Consider the following 18,815-nt stretch of genomic DNA (forward strand, 5'->3'; position numbering starts at 1 on the left):
CTGGGGGAGCGACCAGCCCCACCGGCCCGCGGCCAAAGGACTTCCGGCTACTCCTTGAGGACTCGGCTCATGTCCCGTACCGCCTGCCACGTCCCGCGCCAGGTGCCCGTGACCTTCGAGGCGCCGGTGCGCGGGAGGTACGGGACGTCGTGTTCCGTGATGCGCCAGCCCGCGTCGGCCGCGCGGACCACCATCTGCAGGGGATAGCCGCTGCGGCGGTCGGTGAGGCCCAGGGCGAGAAGCTGCTCGCGGCGGGCCGCGCGCAGGGGGCCGAGGTCGTGCAGGCGCAGGCCGGTGCGGCGGCGCAGGAGCTGGGAGAGGGCGAGGTTGCCGGCGCGGGCGTGGGCCGGCCAGGCGCCCCGGGTCCGCGGGACGCGCCGGCCGAGCACCAGGTCGGCCTCGCCGGCCCGGACCTCGCGGACGAACGGGACCAGGTGCGCGGGGTCGAGGGAGGCGTCGCAGTCGCAGAAGCACACCACGTCGGCGGTGGCGGCCAGCAGCCCGGCGTGGCAGGCGGCGCCGAAGCCGCGCCGCTCCTCGCGCACGACGGTCGCGCCGAGGCCACGGGCGAGGTCGGCGGAGCCGTCGGTGGAGCCGTTGTCGACGACGAGGGCGCGCCAGCCGGCCGGGACGCGCGCGAGGACCCAGGGCAGTGCCTCGGCCTCGTCCAGGCAGGGCAGCACGACATCCACGTCGGGAGGGGGAGGGGAGGTGCTCGTCACGGCGTTCACCCTACGAAGCCGAACCGGGGCAAAGCGGTCATCGCCTCCTTACGAAACGCGGACGTCGGAGCCGCGGCCGAGCCTCCCGGGCGGCTCGGTGCCAGGGTGGAGACATGCAGCAGCCGTACGCATCACCCGAGGCCGGGCCGCACCCCGGCGCCCTGGGCCGGATCCTCGTCGTGGACGACGATCCGACCGTCGCCGAGGTCGTCGCGGGTTACCTGGACCGGGCCGGATATGCCGTGGACCGGGCCGCCGACGGCCCGGACGCCCTCGCCCGCGCCGCCGCGCACCGGCCGGACCTGGTGGTGCTGGACCTGATGCTGCCCGGGATGGACGGCCTGGAGGTGTGCCGGCGGCTGCGCGAGCACGGCCCGGTGCCGGTCGTCATGCTCACCGCGCGCGGTGACGAGGAGGACCGCATCCTCGGCCTGGAGGTCGGCGCAGACGACTACGTGACCAAGCCGTTCAGCCCGCGCGAGCTGGTGCTGCGGGTGGAGTCGGTGCTGCGCCGCGCCCGGCCCGCCGTGCCGCGCGGCCCGCTGGGCGCGGCCGGTCTGACCGTGGACCCGGCCGCCCGCCGCGCCACCAAGAACGGCACCGACCTGGCCCTCACCCTCAGGGAGTTCGACCTGCTCGCCTTCTTCCTGCGGCATCCGGGGCGGGCGTTCGGCCGGGAGGAGCTGATGCGGGAGGTGTGGGGCTGGGACTTCGGCGACCTGTCGACCGTCACGGTCCATGTGCGCCGCCTGCGCGGCAAGGTCGAGGACGACCCCGCCCGCCCCCGCCTCATCCGGACGGTGTGGGGTGTGGGGTACCGCTTCGATCCCACCGGTACCGGGACGGAGGGCGACTGACATGCGCGACACCCTGCTCATCGCCCTCTACGCCTTCCTCGGCGCCGCCGCCACCGGCCTCGTCGGAGCGGCCGTGCTGCGGCTGATCCGCCGGCGCTCCCTCACCGCCTCGCTGGCCGTGGTGGCGGCCGTCGGCGTGGTCGCCATGCTCGCCGGGACCATGGCCGTGGCCCAGGCGATGTTCCTGTCCTCGCACGACCTGCGGGTCGTCACCACGGTCGTGGCCATGGCGGCCGTGGTCTCCCTGGTCACCGCGCTGCTGCTGGGCCGCTGGGTCGTCGCCCGCAGCCGTGAACTCGCCGACGCGGCACGGGACTTCGGTGACGGCGGTGCCTTCGCCGCGCCCGAGGCCCCCGCCACCGCGGAACTGGACGCGCTCAGCCGTGAGTTGGCCGCCACCAGCGCCCGGCTCGCCGCGTCCCGGGAACGCGAGCGGGCGCTGGAGACCTCCCGGCGGGAACTGGTCGCGTGGATCTCGCACGATCTGCGCACCCCGCTCGCCGGGCTGCGCGCCATGTCGGAGGCCCTTGAGGACGGGGTGGCCGCTGACCCCGACCGCTACCTCAAGCAGATCCGCACCGAGGTGGAACGCCTCAACGACATGGTCGGCGACCTCTTCGAACTCTCCCGCATCCACGCCGGCACGCTGCCCCTGAGCCCGGCCCGGATCTCGCTGTACGACCTGGTCGGCGACGCCCTCGCGGGGGTCGGGCCGCTCGCCCGCGAGCACGGGGTACGGCTCGTGGGCGACCGGGTGGAGCCGCTGCCGGTGGAGGTCGACGGCAAGGAGATGAGCCGGGTCCTCGCCAACCTGCTGGTGAACGCCATCCGCCGCACCCCCGCCGACGGCACGGTCGCGATCGCCGCCGAGCGGGCCCCCGACGGCGTGGTGCTGTCGGTGACGGACGGCTGCGGCGGCATCCCCGAGGAGGACCTGCCGCGCGTCTTCGACACCGGCTGGCGCGGCACGGACGCGCGCACGCCGCCGGCGGGTGCGGGGCTCGGCCTGGCGATCGTCCGGGGCATCGTCGAGGCGCACCAGGGCAGCACGACCGTCCGCAACATCCCGGGCGGCTGCCGCTTCGAGGTGACCCTGCCGGCGGCGGAGGCGTAGACGTCTCCTAGCCCGCGAGCTCGGCCCCGAAGTCGGTGTACTTACGGGCCGGCAGGTCCAGCGCGGTCGGACCGAAGGTGGTGGACGCGGTCGTCGAGTAGAGCGTGGACGAGGCACCGGGCAGGAACCAGACCGCGCCCTCGGGGTCGTTCTCGCCGACGGCGGCGGCCGTCAGGTCGGCGTGGCCGTCACGGTTCACGTCGGAGGCGAGGAGGGTGTCGCCGAAGTTGTCGCCCGCCTCCAGCGTGCCCGGCACACCGGGGCTGTCCTGCGTGAGGAACACGGGGCGGGTTGTGCTGAGGCCGGAGGCCGAGCCCCGGAGCAGGGTGATCGCTCCGGCGGAGGAGCGGTAGTCGGAGTCGTCCCCGAAGGTCTCGCCCGGCGCGCCGACCGCCAGGTCCCCGTAGCCGTCCTTGTCGAAGTCGCCGATCGCCAGCGCCTGGCCGAAGCGGTCGACCTCTTCCGAGGAGTCCGGGACGCCCGAGGTGTTCTGCGTGAGCGAGATCCGGCGGGTGGCGCTCGGGCCGGACGAGGTGCCGTAGATGACGTGGATCTTGCCGCCGGTGGAGGCCGAGGGGTCGGTGGCCGGGTCCTCCGGGTTGCCGAGGACGATGTCGCCGAAGCCGTCCTTGTTCAGGTCGCCGATCGCGGCCGTCTCGGCGGTGCGCAGGCTCGCCGTCTTGCTGATGCCGTCGGCGGTGCCCTTGTAGTAGACGGCCGTGGCGAGATGGTCGCTGTTGGGCTTCTGCCCGGTGACCACCAGGTCGGCCTTGGTGTCGCCGCTCACCCGGCCGGCGGTGAGGTCCGGCCTGTCGATGCCGGGGGAGTAGGAGGAGACCCGGCCCGTCGAGCCGGACTTGGCGAACGGGCCCCGGATCAGCCGGACCCGCCAGCTGCTGGGGTTCTGCGTGTCGCTCTGCGCGGAGATCGCCAGGTCGGGTTTGCCGTCGCCGGTGAAGTCGGCCGCCGCGATGCTCAGCCCGAAGTAACTGCCGTACAGCGTCTGCGGGTTCTTCACCGTCGTACCGCCGGACAGGCCGCTCCTGGAGCCCCAGACGATGACGACCGTGCCGGCTTCCTGGGCGCTGCCGGCATTCTCGTGCTGTGCCCCGACGACGAGATCGCTGTAGCCGTCGCGGTTGAGGTCGGCGGTGGCGATCTGCTCGCCGAACTGGTCGCCCTTCTCCGCGTCGCCGGGAATGCCGGCGGTGTTCTGGCTGATCAGCTGGTGCTTGGCCGGGTTCAGCCCGCTCGCCGTGCCGTAGACGACGGCGACCTGGCCGGCTTCGGCCTTGCCGCCCACCGTGGCGAACGAGGCGGCGACGGCCACGTCCCGGTAGCCGTCCCCGTTGAAGTCGCCCTGGAGCCCCGAAGGGGCGGCCGAGGCGGGGGCGGCCAGGGCCACCGGGGTCAGGCCGGAGGCGAGCAGCGTGGCGGTCAGCAGGCAGGTGCGCTTGCGCAAAGTGTCTCCCACGGTCGGGGCGGATCCCGGGCGCCAGGTGGCGCTATGAGGAGACCGTCGAAGAAAGGCGAGAGTTGTACGGGAGTTCGGTTAATTCCTGCGGTCTTCGGGGCGGTTGATTCAGTTGCTGCTGACCGGGTGATGGCCCTGACCGCCCGTCCACAGGCTGTGGACGCCGACGGGAGTCACCCCGGTCCGTACGGATCCCCGGCCGGCTGTTCTTCGCGGCGGGCGACAGCCGGAGTGGAACTCCTCGGCAGTGGCAAGAGCAGTAACCGTGCCGTAACGCCTCACCGGTCCCGCGCGAACTCCCGCATCCCCTCCTCGAAGGACACCTCCGGCTTCCAGCCCAGCTCCGCCCGCAGCCGCGACGAGTCCGCCGTGATGTGCCGGACGTCGCCCAGCCGGTACTCGCCGGTGATCAGCGGTTCGGGGCCGTCGCAGGCGGTGGACAGGGCGTGGGCCAGGTCGCCGACCGTGTGGGGCGTGCCGCTGCCGGTGTTGTACGCCGTGAGCGTTCCGGGGCGCGGCTCGGCCTCCAGTGCGGTGACGTTGGCGGCGGCCACGTCCCGGACGTGCACGAAGTCCCGGCGCTGGCGGCCGTCCTCGAACACGCGTGGAGGCTCGCCGCGGTCCAGGGCCGAGCGGAAGAAGGAGGCGACCCCGGCGTACGGGGTGTTCCGCGGCATGCGGGGGCCGTAGACGTTGTGGTAGCGCAGGGATACCGCCGTGCCGTCCGTGCAGCGGGCCCAGGCGGCGGACAGGTGTTCCTGGGCGAGCTTGGTGGCCGCGTACACGTTGCGCGGGTCGGTCGGGGCGTCCTCGGTGACCAGGCCGGGGGACAGTTCGGTGCCGCAGCGGGGGCAGGCCGGGTCGAAGCGGCCCGCGGTCAGGTCGGCGGCGGCACGGGGGCCGGGACGTACGGCACCGTGTACGGGGCAGTCGTAGCGGCCCTCCCCGTAGACCACCATCGACCCGGCCAGCACCAGCCGCCGTACGCCCGCCTCGGCCATCGCGGCGAGCAGGACGGCGGTGCCCAGGTCGTTGCGGGAGACGTACTCGGCCGCGTCCGCCACGCCGTTGCCGAGGCCCACCATGGCCGCCTGGTGGCAGACCGCGTCCATGCCGGACAGGGCGCGGGCGACGGCCATCGGGTTGCGCACGTCGGCGGCCGGATCGTCCCGGACGTCGTACACGACCGGCTCGTGCCCGCACGCCCGCAGTGCGTCGACGACATGGGACCCGATGAAGCCGGCACCGCCGGTGACCAGTACACGCATACGGCCACGCTAGGTCCACGACCCGCCCGCGGCCGGCTGCGACGGGCGGTACGTCACCCCTCCGTAAGGAGTGGTCAGAGCGGCTTCGCGGGCCAGTCCAGCAGGCGGGCGCCGATCACCGCCGTCTGGAGCGGGTAGCGGTGGGCCGGGTCGGCCGGGTCGGCGCCGGTCAGCTTGCGCACGCGCTCCAGGCGGTAGGTCAGGGCACGCACGCTGAGCGAGAGCCGGCGGGCGGCCTCGGCGGCCACGCAGCCCGACTCGAAGTACGCGGTGAGCGTGTCCAGCAGCGGCTGCGGTCCGCCGCGGGCCGCGGTGAGCGGGCCGAGTGTGTGCGAGACCAGATCGGCCATCGCCTGCCGGTCGCGGGCGAGGACCGGGTACACGAGCAGGTCGGCGGCGCGCAGCAGCGGTGCGTCCAGGTCGAGCCGCGCGGCCATCTCCAGTGTGGCGACGGCCTCTTCGTACGACTGCACGACCCCGCCGGGTCCGTGCTGTGCGCGGCCGACCGCGACCCGGCAGCCCTCGGCCGACGCGTACGCCTGCTTGGCGAAGTAGGTGAGGACCTCGTCCTCGTCGCCGGGCGCGACGCACAGCAGCCGGCCGTTCTTGGTGGTGAGCAGGATGCTGCGGGCGTCGAAGCGGGCCAGGACGGCCCGTTCCACCTGCCGGGTCACCGGGTCGCCCTCGGTGTGGGGGGCCGGGCCCTCGGCGACGGCGACCGCGTGCGCCCGGGACAGCCTCAGGCCGAACCGCTCGGCGCGCTCGGCGAGGCGGCCCAGATCGCTGCGGCCGTAGAGCAGGTCGTCGATGAACTCCCGGCGCGCGGCCTCCTCGCGGCGCACGGCGAGCCGCTGGGCGCGTTCGTAGCCCTCGGCGAAGGCGTCGACCGCCTGCTGCACGGCGGCCAGCGCGCTGTCGGCCGAGCCGGGCGTGCCGGGCCAGGCCGCGCGGGCGGCGGCCAGGTGGGCGACGACCAGGGCCCGCAGTCCGTGGCCGGATTCGGCGGCCTGCTCGCCCAGGGACCGGCGCGCGGCCAGCTCCTCCCGGGTCAGCCGGCGGCCGGTGGCCGCGACCTCGGCCAGAGTGTGGGCATAGCCGTCCAGATAGTGCGCCGGTATCGCCTGCTCGGTCACGCCGTCCCCATCCCCCGTGATTTTGATGCGCCGGTGACGCTCTCTTAGCGCCTGTCCGGCATCGAGAACATAGTGAACGCTGCCGGAGACCGGCAGTGCGCGGGGGTACGCCCCGGGTGCACGATCGCCGGACGGGGGAGCACTACGGATGGTTCAGGTGCCGGACACCGGCAGGTGTCCGGCACCGGAGCCGGGCTCTTTCGTCTTCATCGTCTGACGCACAAGGACGTATGCCATGGAAGCGCTCGGCGTGCTGGTCGCCGTCTGTCTCGCCGTCGTACTGCTCGCGCTGTCGGCCTCGGCCCGGCTGTACCGCAAGGTGGACCAGAGCCAGGCCCTGATCGTGTCGAAGACGCGGCGGGTCGACGTGTCGTTCACCGGGCAGGTCGTGCTGCCGATCCTGCACAAGGCCGAGGTCATGGACATCTCGGTGAAGACCATCGAGATCAGCCGCTCCGGCCGGGACGGGCTGATCTGCCGGGACAACATCCGCGCCGACATCCGGATCCTGTTCTTCGTGAAGGTCAACAAGACCGTCCCGGACGTCATCAAGGTCGCCCAGTCCGTCGGCACCGAGCGCGCCAGCCACCAGGACACGCTGCAGGAGCTGTTCCACGCGAAGTTCTCCGAGGCGCTGAAGACCGTCGGCAAGCAGATGGACTTCACCGACCTGTACACCAAGCGCGAGGAACTGCGTTACCACATCATCGAGTTGATCGGCGTCGACCTCAACGGCTACCACCTGGAGGACGCGGCGATCGACTACCTGGAGCAGACCCCGCTCACCCAGCTCGACCCGGCCAACGTCCTCGACGCCCAGGGCATCCGCAAGATCACCGAGCTGACGGCGGTCGAGCACGTGCGCACCAACGAGGCGCAGCGCAACGAACAGAAGGAGATCACCCGGCAGAACGTCGACGCCCGCGAGGCCATCCTGGAGCTGGAGCGGCGGCAGGCGGACGCGGAGATCAAGCAGAAGCGGGAGATCGAAACGTCCCGGGCCCGCGAGGAGGCGGAGACCGCCCGGGTCGTGGAGGAGGAGCGGCTGCGCGCGCAGGGCGCCTTCCTGCGCACCGAGGAACAGCTGGGCGTGCAGCGGGAGAACCAGGCACGCGAGGTCGCCGTCGCCGCGAAGAACCGCGAGCGGGTCATCGCCGTCGAGAACGAACGCATCGAGAAGGACCGGATGCTGGAGGTCATCTCCCGGGAACGGGAGACCCAGCTGACCCGGATCGCCGCCGAGAAGGAGGTCGAGGCGGAGAAGCGGGAGATCGCCGAGGTCATCCGGGAGCGGGTCGCGGTGGACCGTACGGTCGCCGAGCAGGAGGAGTCCATCAAGAAACTGCGTCTGGTCGAGGAGGCCGAGCGCGAACGGCAGGCACTCGTCATCGGCGCGGAGGCCGAGGCGCAGGAGAAGCTGGTCAAGGACATCAAGGCGGCCGAGGCCGCCGAGCAGGCCGCGATCCACCGCGCCGCCGAGGAACTCACGCTCGCCGAGGCCCGGTTGAAGACCGCCGACCTCGATGCCCGGGCCAAGCTGCGGCTCGCGGAGGGCGTCCAGGCCGAGGCCGCCGCCGAGGGGCTCGCCGCCGTGCAGGTCCGTGACAAGGAGGCCGAGGTCATCGAGAAGTCCGGCCGGGCCGAGGCACAGGCCACCGAGGCGCGGCTGCGCGCGGAGGCCGAGGGCACGCAGGCCAAGGCGCTCGCCGAGGCCGAGGGCGCGCGGGCCGCGGCTCAGGCCACCGAGGCGCGGCTGAAGGCCGAGGCGGAGGGCGCCCGGGCGAAGGCGCTCGCGGAGGCCACCGGCATCGGGGAGAAGCTGAAGGCCGAGGCGGCGGGTCTGACCGAGAAGGCCGCCGCGATGGCCGCCCTGGACGAGGCGTCCCGCGGGCACGAGGAGTACCGGCTGCGGCTGCAGGCGGAGAAGGAGATCCGGCTGGCCGGCCTGGAGACGCAGCGGCAGGTCGCCGAGGCCCAGGCCACGGTCCTCGCGACCGGCCTGGAGAACGCCGACATCGACATCGTCGGCGGGGAGTCCGTCTTCTTCGACCGGCTGGTGTCGGCGGTCTCGCTCGGCAAGGGCGTCGACGGCTTCGTCGACAACTCCCGTACGGCGCAGGCGCTGGCGAAGCCCTGGCTGGACGGTTCGGGCAGCTTCACCGACGACCTGAGCCGGATCCTCGGCTCGCTCGGCACCGCCGACGTGCAGAACCTCACGGTGTCGGCGCTGCTGATGAAGCTGATGAAGTCCGGCGGCCCGGAGGCGGGACAGTTCCGGCAACTGCTCGACCGGGCCGGTGAGCTGGGCCTCGCGGACACCCCGCTGACCGCGCTGAACGGCGCCGCCAGGAACTGACGGCCGGTTGCCGGGTCGCCGTACGGGGGTCGGCGGCCCGGCAGCCCCCTGCTCACCCACGCGAAGTTCACGTACTCAACAGTCTTCGAAGCCCTTGAAGGGAAGCGCCGTCCATGGCAACCGCCCCGGAGACGGGCTCGTACGACGCCGTCGACGCCGGCACCTACGAGGTGCTGCGCGACCGCCTCACCGCCCAGGCCGCCGACCTCGCCCGGCGGGCCGAGGCCCTCAACGCGCGCCGCGCCGAGGAGTTCGGCTCCGCCGGGCTGGGCCTGACGGCCACCGGGCGGCTGCGCACCGGGCACGCGTGCGTGCCCTGCGACGTCGTCGCCGTCGGGGACGCGCTGCTGTTCGGCAGCACCGGCCGGACGGCCGACGGGACGGCGGCCTCGGACGTCCTCGCCCTGTACGACCGGGACCTCAACCGGCTGCCCGAGGACGCCGTACCCGGACTGCTCGAGGACCCCGCGTTCGTGCGGGAGTTCACGGCCCTGCACCGCTACTACCGGCAGGCCCGGCTGCTGCGGCTGCGCCGCCTGGACGACCGGCTGCTGGCCGTCTTCCGCACCGGCGAGAAGGCCGAGGACGTCCGTGCCCTGCGCTGGAGCCTGACCGCCGACGGCGGGGCCCGGTTCCTGGACGCGCGCGGCGACCGCGACGACGTGGTCCCGCCCGCCCACGACTTCGCCTGGACCGGGACCACCCGCGAGGACCATGTTCTCGGGGGCCGCGGCCGGGACCCGTACGTGGCGGTGCCGGGCGGGGTGGGCGTGGCGACCGTCGGCGGCCGGCTCACCGTGCGCGGTCCGGAGGGCGAGGAGCTGTACGCCGAGCCGGTCGAGGAGCCGCTGCAGGCCCTCGCCGACGCCGGGGTCGCGCACGCGCAGGTGGGCGCGCTGGTCCTGCTGCGGGTGCGGCCGTACAAGGAGGACGCCGACCGGTACCTGGTGTTCGACACGCTCAGCCGGTCGGTGGTCCGGCTGGACGGCATCGGACAGGCGTGCCGCCGGCTGCCCGAGGACCAGGGCATCGTCTTCCCGGGCGGCTACTGCCTGGCCTCGGGCGTCCACAAGAGGTACGAACTCGACGCGACGGGGCTGGAGTTCGAGCGGGAGGTGCGCTCGCCGAACGGCGAGGACGTGCTGTACGCGTTCCGCTCCCGGGCCGAGGGCCGCACGCTCCTGCTGTCGTACAACACCCTGCGCAAGGAGGTCGCCACCCCGCTGCCCTGCCGGGGTTGGGCCCTGTTCGAGGACGGCACCCTGGCCGTGCTGCGCGCCGACGGCGACGAGCCCGCGCACGCGCACCCCGTGCAGTGGTGGACCTCGCCGTACGTCTCCGACACCCACGCGGCCGCCCTGCGTACCGGCACGGGCGTGCTGGCCCGGATCGGCAACGCGGACCTCGTGCGCGGGCTCGCCGACTGTCTGTCGGTCGCCCGGCTCGTCGCCGAGGGCATCGGGACGGGGGAGGGCTACCGGGTGCTGGCCGCCGCCTGCGTGCGCGCCGCCGACACCCACCACTGGCTGGGCGAGCCCGAACTCGGCGATCTGCACACACCGTTGGCGGCGGTGCGGGAGACCGCCGAGCAGGTGCTGGCCGAGTTCGAGACCGTACGGGCCCTGTCCCGGCAGGCCGATGAGGCGTTGGAGGAGGCAGCGGTCCGTATCGCCGCCGTGGTGCGCCGGCTGCGCGGTCAGGCCCCGCGGGACGCCGCCTCCTGGGTGCGGGGGCTCACCGAACTCCGGCACGCGCAGGGCCATCTGCTGACGCTGAAGGAGCTGCGGTACGCGGACACCGCCCGGGTGGACGAGCTGGCCGCCGAGGCGGCGGGGGACCTCGCGGCCTTCGGGCGGCGCGCGGTGTCCTTCCTGGCCCGCGAGGACGCCCTCGCGATCCAGCAGGCGGAGGTCGAACAGCTGGTGGCGGAGGCGGGTGCGGCGCCGACCGTCGCCGCGGCCGCGACCGTCGCCGCCCGGCTGGACGAGCTGGCCGACGGGCTGCGCACGGTCACCGAGGTCGTCACCGGCCTGGACATCGCCGACGCCACCGTCCGCACCGCCGTCCTGGAGCGGATCGCCGAGGTGCTGGGCGGCGTCAACCGCGCCCGCGCCACCCTCGACGCCCGCCGCCGTACCCTCCTCGACCACGAGGGCCGCGCCGAGTTCGCCGCCGAGACGGCCCTGCTGGCCCAGGCGGTCACCGCGGCGCTCGCTGCCGCCGCCAGCCCTCAGGCCTGCGACGACCAACTGACCCTGCTGCTCGGCCGGTTGGAGGACCTGGACGCCCGGTTCGCCGAGTTCGACGACTTCCTCGGCCAACTCGCCGACAGGCGCGCCGAGATCTACGAGGCCTTCGCCGCCCGCAAGCAGTCCCTCGCCGACGCCCGCGCCCGCCGCGCCGAGCAACTGGCCGCCTCCGCCGCCCGGGTGCTGGAGACGGTCGACCGCCGCGCGGCCGCACTCGCGGACACCGAGGCGGTCACCACGTACTTCGCCTCCGACCCGATGGTCGCCAAGGTCCGCCGGACCGCCGACGAGCTGCGGGCCCTCGGCGACGGCGTGCGCGCCGAGGAGCTGGACGGCCGGCTCAAGGCCGCCCGCCAGGAGGCCGCCCGCGCCCTGCGCGACCGCACCGACCTGTACGCCGACGACGGCCGCACCCTGCTCCTCGGCGGCCACCGCTTCGCCGTCAACACCCAGCCCCTCGACCTCACCCTGGTCCCGCACGGCGACGGCCTCGCCTTCGCGGTCACCGGCACCGACTACCGCCGCCCGGTGACGGACCCCGGCTTCGCGGACACCCGCCCGTTCTGGGGCCGCCACCTGCCGTCCGAGTCGCCCGAGGTCTACCGCGCCGAACACCTCGCCGCCCGGCTGCTGTCCGAGCACGGCCCGGCCGCCCTGGCCGCGGCCGACCTGCCCGCCCTGGTGCGGGAGGCGGCGCAGGAGTCGTACGACGAGGGCTACGAACGCGGCGTCCACGACCACGACACCACCACGATCCTCACCGCCCTGCTGCCCCTGCACGACGGCGCCGGCACCCTGCGCCACGAACCGGCGGCGCGGGCCGCGGCCCAGCTGTTCTGGGCCCACGGCACGACGCCGGCCGCGCGGGAGGCCTGGTCCCGGCGGGCGCTGTCACTGGCCCGGGCCCGGGACACGTTCGGCCCGTCGGGCGCCCTCACCGAGCTGGTGGGGGAGCTGGCGGAGGCGATCGGGCGGTGGGACGCCGGTGAGGGGGGTGACAGGCCGCCGGGGCGTGCCGCCGCCGCGTACCTCTTCGACGAGCTGACGTCCGGCTCCGAAGGCTTCGTCCTGGGTGCGACCGCGCGCACCCTGCTGGAGAAGTTCCGGCACACGGTGGGCGGTTCGGACTACGCCCGGGACCTGGAGGCCCTGGCCGACCTCGGCGCCCGCCGGCAGGTGGCCGAGGCGTGGCTGACGTCGTACGCGGCCGCCACCGGTGCCGAGGCTGGCCCCGGTGAGCTGGCCGAGGCGGTCGCCGCCGAGCTGTGCCCGGACCTGCCCCGCTACGACGGCGACGCCCCGCTGACCGCGACCGCGGAGGGCCTGCTGGGCGCCCACCCGCGCGTGACGGGCGGCCGGCTGCCGCTGCGCCTGGACGAGTTCCTGGCCAGGACGGCCCGGTTCGCCGAGCTGGAGGTCCCCGCCTTCCGCGCCTACCAGCGCCGCCGTACGACCCTGGTGGCGGCCGAACGCGAGCGCCTGCGCCTGGCCGACCACCGCCCCCGGGTGATGTCCGCCTTCGTCCGCAACCGCCTCGTCGACGAGGTGTACCTCCCGCTGGTCGGCGACAGCCTGGCCCGGCAGCTCGGCACCACCGGCGAGTCGAAGCGCACCGACACCGGCGGGCTGCTCCTGCTGATCTCCCCGCCCGGCTACGGCAAGACGACGCTGATGGAGTACGTCGCCGACCGCCTCGGCCTGATGCTGGTCAAGGTCAGCGGCCCGGCGCTCGGCCACGGCGTCACCTCGCTCGACCCGGCCGACGCCCCGAACGCCACCGCCCGCCGCGAGATCGAGAAGATCAACTTCGCGCTGGCGGCCGGCAACAACACGCTCCTGTACCTGGACGACATCCAGCACACCTCGCCCGAGCTGCTGCAGCAGTTCATCCCGCTGTGCGACGCGACCCGCCGGGTCGACGGGGTGTGGGAGGGCGAGCCGCGCGGCTACGACCTGCGCGGCAAGCGCTTCGCGGTCTGCATGGCCGGCAACCCCTACACCGAGTCCGGGGACCGTTTCCGCGTGCCCGACATGCTCGCCAACCGGGCGGACGTCTGGAACCTCGGCGACGTCCTCACCGGCAAGGAGGACGTCTTCGCGCTCAGCTTCGTCGAGAACGCCCTCACCGCCCACCCGCTCCTCGCCCCGCTCGCCGGCCGCGACCGCGCGGACCTGGACCTGCTGGTCCGCCTGGCCTCCGCCGACCCCACGGCCCGCGCGGACCGCCTCGCCCACCCTGTCCCGCCCGCCGAACTCGACCGTGTCCTCGCGGTCCTGCGCCACCTGCTCGCCGCCCGCGACACGGTCCTCACGGTCAACGCGGCCTACATCGCCTCCGCCGCCCGGTCCGAGGCGGCCCGCACCGAACCGCCGTTCCGCCTCCAGGGCTCCTACCGCGACCTGAACCGCATCGCCCAGCGCCTGAGCCCGGTCATGAACGACACCGAACTCGCCGCCGTGATCACCGACCACTACACGGCCGAGGCCCAGACCCTCACCACCGGCGCCGAGGCCAACCTGCTGAAGCTCGCCGAACTGCGCGGCACCCTCGGCCCCGAACAGGCGGCCCGCTGGGCCGAGGTGAAGACCGCCGACGTCCGCGCCCGCACCCTCGGCGGCCCCGGCGACGACCCCCTGACCCGCGCGGTGGCCGCCCTCGGCCTGCTGGCCGACCGGGTCGCGGCGGTCGAGTCCGCCATCACCCGGGCGACCGGCGTACGGGACGGGTCCTGATGCTGTACTTCCTGGCCCCCGTGTCGGCCGCCCTCGCACTCGTCGCGTCGACCACGTACGCCCTGATCCGCCGGGACCGGCAACTGGCCCACGCGTACCGGGACCGGGGACGGGGCGAAGGCGACTGACCTACGTCCCTACGGCATCGCGGTCATCCCTGCAGCATCCGAAGCGCCCGATCCGTCGGGCACCGGGGGGACGCCGGGCCCGCATCAGCCGAGCCCGACCAGTTCGGCGATCGTCCCGCCGAGCACCCGGTCGCGTACCTCTCCCGGGCTGGTGACCCGCTCCACCATCGCCCGGGCGAGGACCGGGTCGCCGTACGGCGCGTCCGATCCGAACAGGGTCCGGTCCGGAATCTCCTTGATGGCCAGCCGGACCGCGAAGACGATGTTGGCCGTGGACAGCTCCAGGTACATGCTCGGGGTGTCCCTCACCAGCTCGACAGCCTGCATCCAGTTCAGCCCGCCGAGCTGGCTGACCACCAACGGGACCGTCGGATACCGGCCGGCGAGCGCCGACATCTTCATCAGATCGTCCGCCGTGGTCGGGGCGGATCCGTGCACGACCACGGGCAGCCCACCGTGATCTGCCGCCGCCTGGAGCACCGGTTCGATCACCTCTGCCCGTCCCGGCGGCGGTGTCAGCTCGCCGATTCCGCGCAGCCCACGCCCGACGACCTCGCGTTCCACGGTCGCGGCAGTCTGCTCCGGCTCCAGGTCCAGCGGTACGGACAGGAAGCCGATGAACCGCTGCGGCTGTGCGGCGAGCGCGGCGTCCAACTCCCCCCACGCTCTGCGGTACCCCTCGACGTCGCCGGCGCGACCCCCGATGGCCTCGTCCAGGATCGTCATCTCGCGGCGCAGCGAGGCAAGGTCACCGGCCCGCTCCGGGTGTGGGCGGGTGGCGAACAGCACGGCGCGGTCCACCCCGGCCTCGTCCAGCAGCCCGACGTGTGCCTCGACGGGGTCGTGGACGTGGCTGTGCGCATCGATGATCAATGACTCTCTCCCTCCTTGGCGATCGGCGCGGAATGTGGCCGATCAGTGCACTGTTGCTCCCTGACACGGTGGGAAGGTCAAGTCGGAGGGAGCTGGTCGGTGCTGATCGGGGAGCTGTCGCGTCGTGCCGGAGTCAGTGAGCGCCTGCTGCGCTACTACGAGCGGATGGAGCTGATCAGCTCGGAGCGCCGCGCCAACGGCTATCGCGAGTTCGACGACCGGACGGTGGAGACAGTGCGGCGCATTCGCGCCCTGCTGGCCGTCGGCCTGCCGACCCGCATCATCCGCCAGGTCCTGCCCTGCACCTTCGACGAGGCGACGCTGCGCCCCTGTCCCGGCGTCCTCACCACCCTCCGCACCCAGCTGGACGTCCTCGACCAGCGGGCCGCCGAACTGGACACCGCGCGACGCCTTCTGCGCCGGACGATCGCCGCCACCGAGAACGCGGCGTGACTGAGTCGCAGCCGGCCGACGTGCCCTCAGGCGGGAAACCCGGCTCAGAAGTCGAAGCTCGCCTTCTGGACGCTGACGTACAGCCAGGCGATGGTGGCGGCCCAGGTCGCCAGGGTGCCGAGAAGGGCGCCGGTCGCCGCCCAGACGCCGGCCCGGCGTCCGAGGACCGCTCCCGCGAAGCCGGTGAGGGCGGCGCCGCCGGAGGGGGCGCCGAAGAGGACCAGGGCCGCGTTCACGAGCGCCACCTTGTCGTCGTGGTTGCCGCGGCAGCCCGTCGCGCTGGTGCACTCCATGGCGTCGTGGCCCAGCCAGTACAGCCCGTACACCAGGGGCGCCAGCAGGACCGCGGTCAGGACCAGCAGGGCGGTGGCGGGAGTTCGGCCCGGCGGGGGCGGGGAGGAAAGCGTCATGAGGGGATCGTGCGCGCCCGGGGGCGTGCCCGGCATCCGCTCTCGTACTCAGGCGGGACCCGGTGACCGGCCGCGCCCCCCAGGGGGTGAGCCCGTCGCCCCGGCTGCCGAGCAGTGGCCGCTGTGATGTTTGAGCCTGAATGTGCGCTTGGTGTACCAGGGGTACCTGTGTGACGGCTGTGACCCCTGTCATGGAAGCCAGGACAAGGGGATGAGCGTGGCTCCGCGTATCGCACGTCATCGGCGTTCAGTGCAGCGTCGCGTGCTCGCAGGGATGTCCGTCGCCACGGCGGCCGGTCTCGCGGTCACCGCGACGGTGGGCATGAACGCCGAGGCCGCCTGGACGTCGTCGTGGAGCGTGTCGGCGTCCGGCTGGTCCGCCGCCGACTCGCCCCAGGTGTCGGTCGACCGCCAGGGCGACGCCCTGCTGGCCTGGACGGCCGGTGACATGTCGACGACGTACTCCTACCAGCGGGTCCAGACCCGGGTGCGGTACGCGAGCGGCACCAAGGGGGCGATCCGCACCCTGTCGCCGGACGGTGCCGCGGTGTCCTGGCCGGAGATCGCCTCCGACGACACCGGGGACTCGGCGGTGGTCTGGCAGCAGGACAGCCAGGTCGTGGGCCGGCGGGTCGCCGCCTCCGGCAGCCTCGTCGGACCGCTCCAGAAGCTCTCCACGTCGGCGCCCGCCACCACCCCGGCCGTCGCGGTGACGCCGGGCGGCACCGCGCTGGCGGCCTGGACGGAGAGCCGCGACGGCAGCTGGTACACGGTCGCCCGGCGCCTCGAGCTCGACGGCACGGTCGGCGCGCCCGTCTCCCTCGGCTCGGGCTCGGCCGAGAAGCCGGCCGTCGGGGTCGACCGGAGCGGCCGGTTCGTCGTGGCCTGGGCGCGGGCCTCGGACGTCGTGGCCAAGCGGATCACCTCGACAGCCGTCTCCGCCACGAAGGTGCTGACGACGCCGATCGCGTCGTACGGCGGTTTCGGCATGGTGCGGGTCGGCGTGGACCGGGATGGCGACGCGGTCATCAGCTACCACTCCGGCGGTGGCACCGTCGCGCAGGTCTGGGCCTCGCGCTGGAGCCGCACCGGCACCCTGGCGGCCCCGCTGCGCATCTCGGCCGCCACGGACAACGTGGGCTTCCACCACGCGCTCGCGACGGACCTCGACGGCGACTCGGTGATCGTGTGGACCCGCTACACCGACGGCAAGCTCGAACTGCTCGGCCGCCGGCTGTCCGCGGGCGGCACCCGGGGCGCCGTCACCACCCTCGGCCTCGGCGACCGGCCCGACCTGGCCCTCGACGACGACGGCGACGGCATGCTGGTCTTCCACACGATCGTGCCCAAGTCGACGCCCCCGTACAGCTACACCAGGACCAGCGCCCGCACGGTCAGCCGCTCCGGCACGTTCGGTGCGACGAAGACGCTCACCTCGGACGGCCGCGTCCCCCAGGTCGACACCGCCCCGAGCGCCCGGTTCACGGTGGTCTGGCAGCAGGAGAGCTTCCCGTACCCGGTCAAGGCCGCCATCGGTCCCTGACCTCACCGGTCCTGGCACGGGATCCGGCACTCCTGGCCCGGATCCCATGCCCGATCACGTCCAACTGCGCCCCGTCGCCCAGGTGGTGACGGTCTCGCAGGGCGACGCGCCCTGGAAGCGGCAGTCCGGGCGCAATCCCCCGAGCGCTGCCAGCCGTATAGAGACAGAGGGATCAATCCTGACGAAACACTGCGAAATGAACAGCTGGAGTCATGATGACCTCCAATGCCACCGAAGTCACCCTGAGGGGGCTGGGAGTGTGCTGTGCCGTCGGAAACACGGTGCTGCACACTCTGCTCGTTCCTGATCACCTTGAGGAGATGTTCTACATCGGCGTCCTGTTCGCCGTGGGCAGCGCCGTCATGCTGGTCGTGGCGCTCGCGCTCGTCACCATGCGGCGCGCCATGGTCGCTTGGGCGGCCGGGGCGCTCGTCAGCCTCGGCATGATCGTCGGTTTCCTGCTGTCGCGCACCGTCGGCCTGCCGAACGGCTACTACGAACCCGGTTGGGAGGCGCCCTACGGCCCGCTCTCTCTGCTCGTCGAGGGAGTCTTCGTCCTCGCCTTCCTCACCTGGCTGGGAGTCAGGGCAGGAGAGGGTGCGGCGCCCGAACTGTCGTACCGGGCGGCCCGCGCACGGACCGCACCGGGCAGCGGCGCGCCGAAAGGCTGGTGAGAGGTCAGCTCTGGCGGGGGTTCGGCTTCAGTACGGCGAACACGGCCTGGCCCGGGTCCGCGAGCCAGGCGATGCGCCCGACGTCCGGCACGTCCGCGGCCGGCATGAGCACCGCCCCGCCGTTCCCCTGCACGGCCGTGACGACGGCATCCGCATCGGCCACGGCGAAGTACGGCACCCAGCGCGCCGTCTCCTGCTCTCCCCGGTGCGGAGCCACGCCGCCGAAGGATCCCTCGAGCTGGTCGCCTTCCCTGATGCTCAGGACCCGGTAGGTCATGCCGGGGACCCGCATCTCCTGGGAGCGCCAGCCGAACAGCCCCTGGTAGAAGCGGATGGCCGCTTCCGGGTCGGGGACGTGCAGCTCCACCCACACCAGTGTGTTGTTCTTCGACGTCCTCTCCAGGCCCATCCCTGACTCCAGGACGGCGAACCGCGCGCCCTGCGGGTCGGTGAACTGGGCCAGCCGGCCCTCGCCCACGCTCATGGGCTCGACGCGCACACCGCCGCCGCCGGCGGTCACGGCACCGGCGGTGGCCTCGATGTCGTCGCTGCGGAAGTACGTCGTCCAGGCCGACGCCGCACCCTCCTCGGTCAGCGGCCCGAGAGCGGCGACGGTCCTGCCGTCCTGCTGGAAGAACCCGTATCCGCCCGCCTCGGGCCCGAGCGAGAGGTACTGCCAGCCGAAGACGGCACCGTAGAAGGCGGCGGCCGTGTCCGTGTCGGGGCTGCCGAGGTCGATCCAGACGGGCGACCCGGCGCGGAAGTCGGTGCCGAGCATGCGTGTCCTCCTGCGGGCCGGAACTCAGACGCCGTCACTATGCCGCTCCC

15 protein-coding genes are annotated in these 18,815 nt (G+C 73.5%); 8 read left to right on the plus strand and 7 right to left on the minus strand.

The genetic code is table 11. The features are described 5' to 3' along the window. Positions 1–47: 47 nt before the first annotated feature. Complete coding sequence (locus ACWC5O_RS32575; protein ID WP_450581173.1) at positions 48–731, minus strand: glycosyltransferase family 2 protein; 684 nt, start codon at positions 729–731, stop codon at positions 48–50. Between the two features lie 104 nt (positions 732–835). On the opposite strand from ACWC5O_RS32575, the gene ACWC5O_RS32580 reads away from it, so the two are divergent. After that, positions 836–1,579, plus strand: coding sequence for a response regulator transcription factor (locus tag ACWC5O_RS32580; RefSeq protein ID WP_450581172.1), 744 nt, complete (start codon positions 836–838; stop codon positions 1,577–1,579). Position 1,580: 1 nt separating this feature from the next. After that, positions 1,581–2,693, plus strand: a complete 1,113-nt coding sequence (locus ACWC5O_RS32585; protein ID WP_450581171.1) for a sensor histidine kinase — start codon at positions 1,581–1,583, stop codon at positions 2,691–2,693. 7 nt (positions 2,694–2,700) lie between these two features. Here the strand turns inward: ACWC5O_RS32585 and ACWC5O_RS32590 are convergent, their stop codons facing one another. From ACWC5O_RS32590 to ACWC5O_RS32600, 3 genes are all read right to left on the minus strand, one after another. Continuing rightward, on the minus strand, positions 2,701–4,167 hold the full coding sequence (locus ACWC5O_RS32590; RefSeq protein ID WP_450581170.1) for an FG-GAP-like repeat-containing protein: 1,467 nt from the start codon (positions 4,165–4,167) through the stop codon (positions 2,701–2,703). Between the two features lie 278 nt (positions 4,168–4,445). Next, positions 4,446–5,435 carry an NAD-dependent epimerase/dehydratase family protein gene (locus ACWC5O_RS32595; RefSeq protein WP_450581169.1) on the minus strand — a complete coding sequence of 330 codons (990 nt, stop codon included), beginning with the start codon at positions 5,433–5,435 and terminating at the stop codon, positions 4,446–4,448. 74 nt (positions 5,436–5,509) lie between these two features. Beyond that, entirely contained in the window at positions 5,510–6,568 is a 1,059-nt protein-coding gene (locus tag ACWC5O_RS32600) for a PucR family transcriptional regulator (protein WP_450581168.1), read from the minus strand. A gap of 235 nt (positions 6,569–6,803) precedes the next feature. Between ACWC5O_RS32600 and ACWC5O_RS32605 the strand changes: the two genes are divergently transcribed. The 3 genes from ACWC5O_RS32605 to ACWC5O_RS32615 all read left to right on the plus strand — a co-directional run bounded on the left by ACWC5O_RS32605 (position 6,804) and on the right by ACWC5O_RS32615 (position 14,034). Beyond that, positions 6,804–8,924: a flotillin family protein gene (locus ACWC5O_RS32605; protein ID WP_450581167.1), complete on the plus strand. Its 2,121-nt coding sequence runs from the start codon at positions 6,804–6,806 to the stop codon at positions 8,922–8,924. Positions 8,925–9,037: 113 nt separating this feature from the next. Next, positions 9,038–13,906, plus strand: coding sequence for a DNA repair ATPase (locus ACWC5O_RS32610; RefSeq protein ID WP_450581166.1), 4,869 nt, complete (start codon positions 9,038–9,040; stop codon positions 13,904–13,906). Further along, the gene (locus ACWC5O_RS32615) at positions 13,906–14,034 is read left to right on the plus strand and encodes a hypothetical protein (protein WP_450581165.1); all 129 of its coding nucleotides are present in this window, start codon (positions 13,906–13,908) and stop codon (positions 14,032–14,034) included. Before ACWC5O_RS32610 ends, ACWC5O_RS32615 begins: the two co-directional genes overlap by 1 nt. 84 nt (positions 14,035–14,118) lie before the next feature. On the opposite strand, the gene ACWC5O_RS32620 is transcribed toward ACWC5O_RS32615, so the two are convergent. After that, the gene (locus tag ACWC5O_RS32620) at positions 14,119–14,907 is read right to left on the minus strand and encodes an amidohydrolase family protein (RefSeq protein WP_450581164.1); all 789 of its coding nucleotides are present in this window, start codon (positions 14,905–14,907) and stop codon (positions 14,119–14,121) included. A 99-nt stretch (positions 14,908–15,006) separates the two neighbouring features. Here ACWC5O_RS32620 and ACWC5O_RS32625 point away from each other — a divergent pair, with 99 nt between their 5' ends. Next, positions 15,007–15,360 carry a MerR family transcriptional regulator gene (locus ACWC5O_RS32625; protein ID WP_450581163.1) on the plus strand — a complete coding sequence of 118 codons (354 nt, stop codon included), beginning with the start codon at positions 15,007–15,009 and terminating at the stop codon, positions 15,358–15,360. Between the two features lie 44 nt (positions 15,361–15,404). Here the strand turns inward: ACWC5O_RS32625 and ACWC5O_RS32630 are convergent, their stop codons facing one another. Then, a complete protein-coding gene (locus ACWC5O_RS32630; protein ID WP_450581162.1) occupies positions 15,405–15,770 on the minus strand; it encodes a hypothetical protein in 366 nt (121 codons plus the stop codon). A gap of 274 nt (positions 15,771–16,044) precedes the next feature. Between ACWC5O_RS32630 and ACWC5O_RS32635 the strand changes: the two genes are divergently transcribed. Both ACWC5O_RS32635 and ACWC5O_RS32640 read left to right on the plus strand, forming a co-directional pair. Next, the gene (locus ACWC5O_RS32635; RefSeq protein ID WP_450581161.1) at positions 16,045–17,313 is read left to right on the plus strand and encodes a hypothetical protein; all 1,269 of its coding nucleotides are present in this window, start codon (positions 16,045–16,047) and stop codon (positions 17,311–17,313) included. Between the two features lie 212 nt (positions 17,314–17,525). Next, a complete protein-coding gene (locus ACWC5O_RS32640; protein WP_450581160.1) occupies positions 17,526–17,987 on the plus strand; it encodes a hypothetical protein in 462 nt (153 codons plus the stop codon). Positions 17,988–17,991: 4 nt separating this feature from the next. Here the strand turns inward: ACWC5O_RS32640 and ACWC5O_RS32645 are convergent, their stop codons facing one another. Continuing rightward, entirely contained in the window at positions 17,992–18,765 is a 774-nt protein-coding gene (locus ACWC5O_RS32645) for a VOC family protein (protein WP_450581159.1), read from the minus strand. Positions 18,766–18,815 lie beyond the last annotated feature (50 nt).

It is taken from the genome of Streptomyces sp. NPDC001450 (assembly GCF_053597295.1).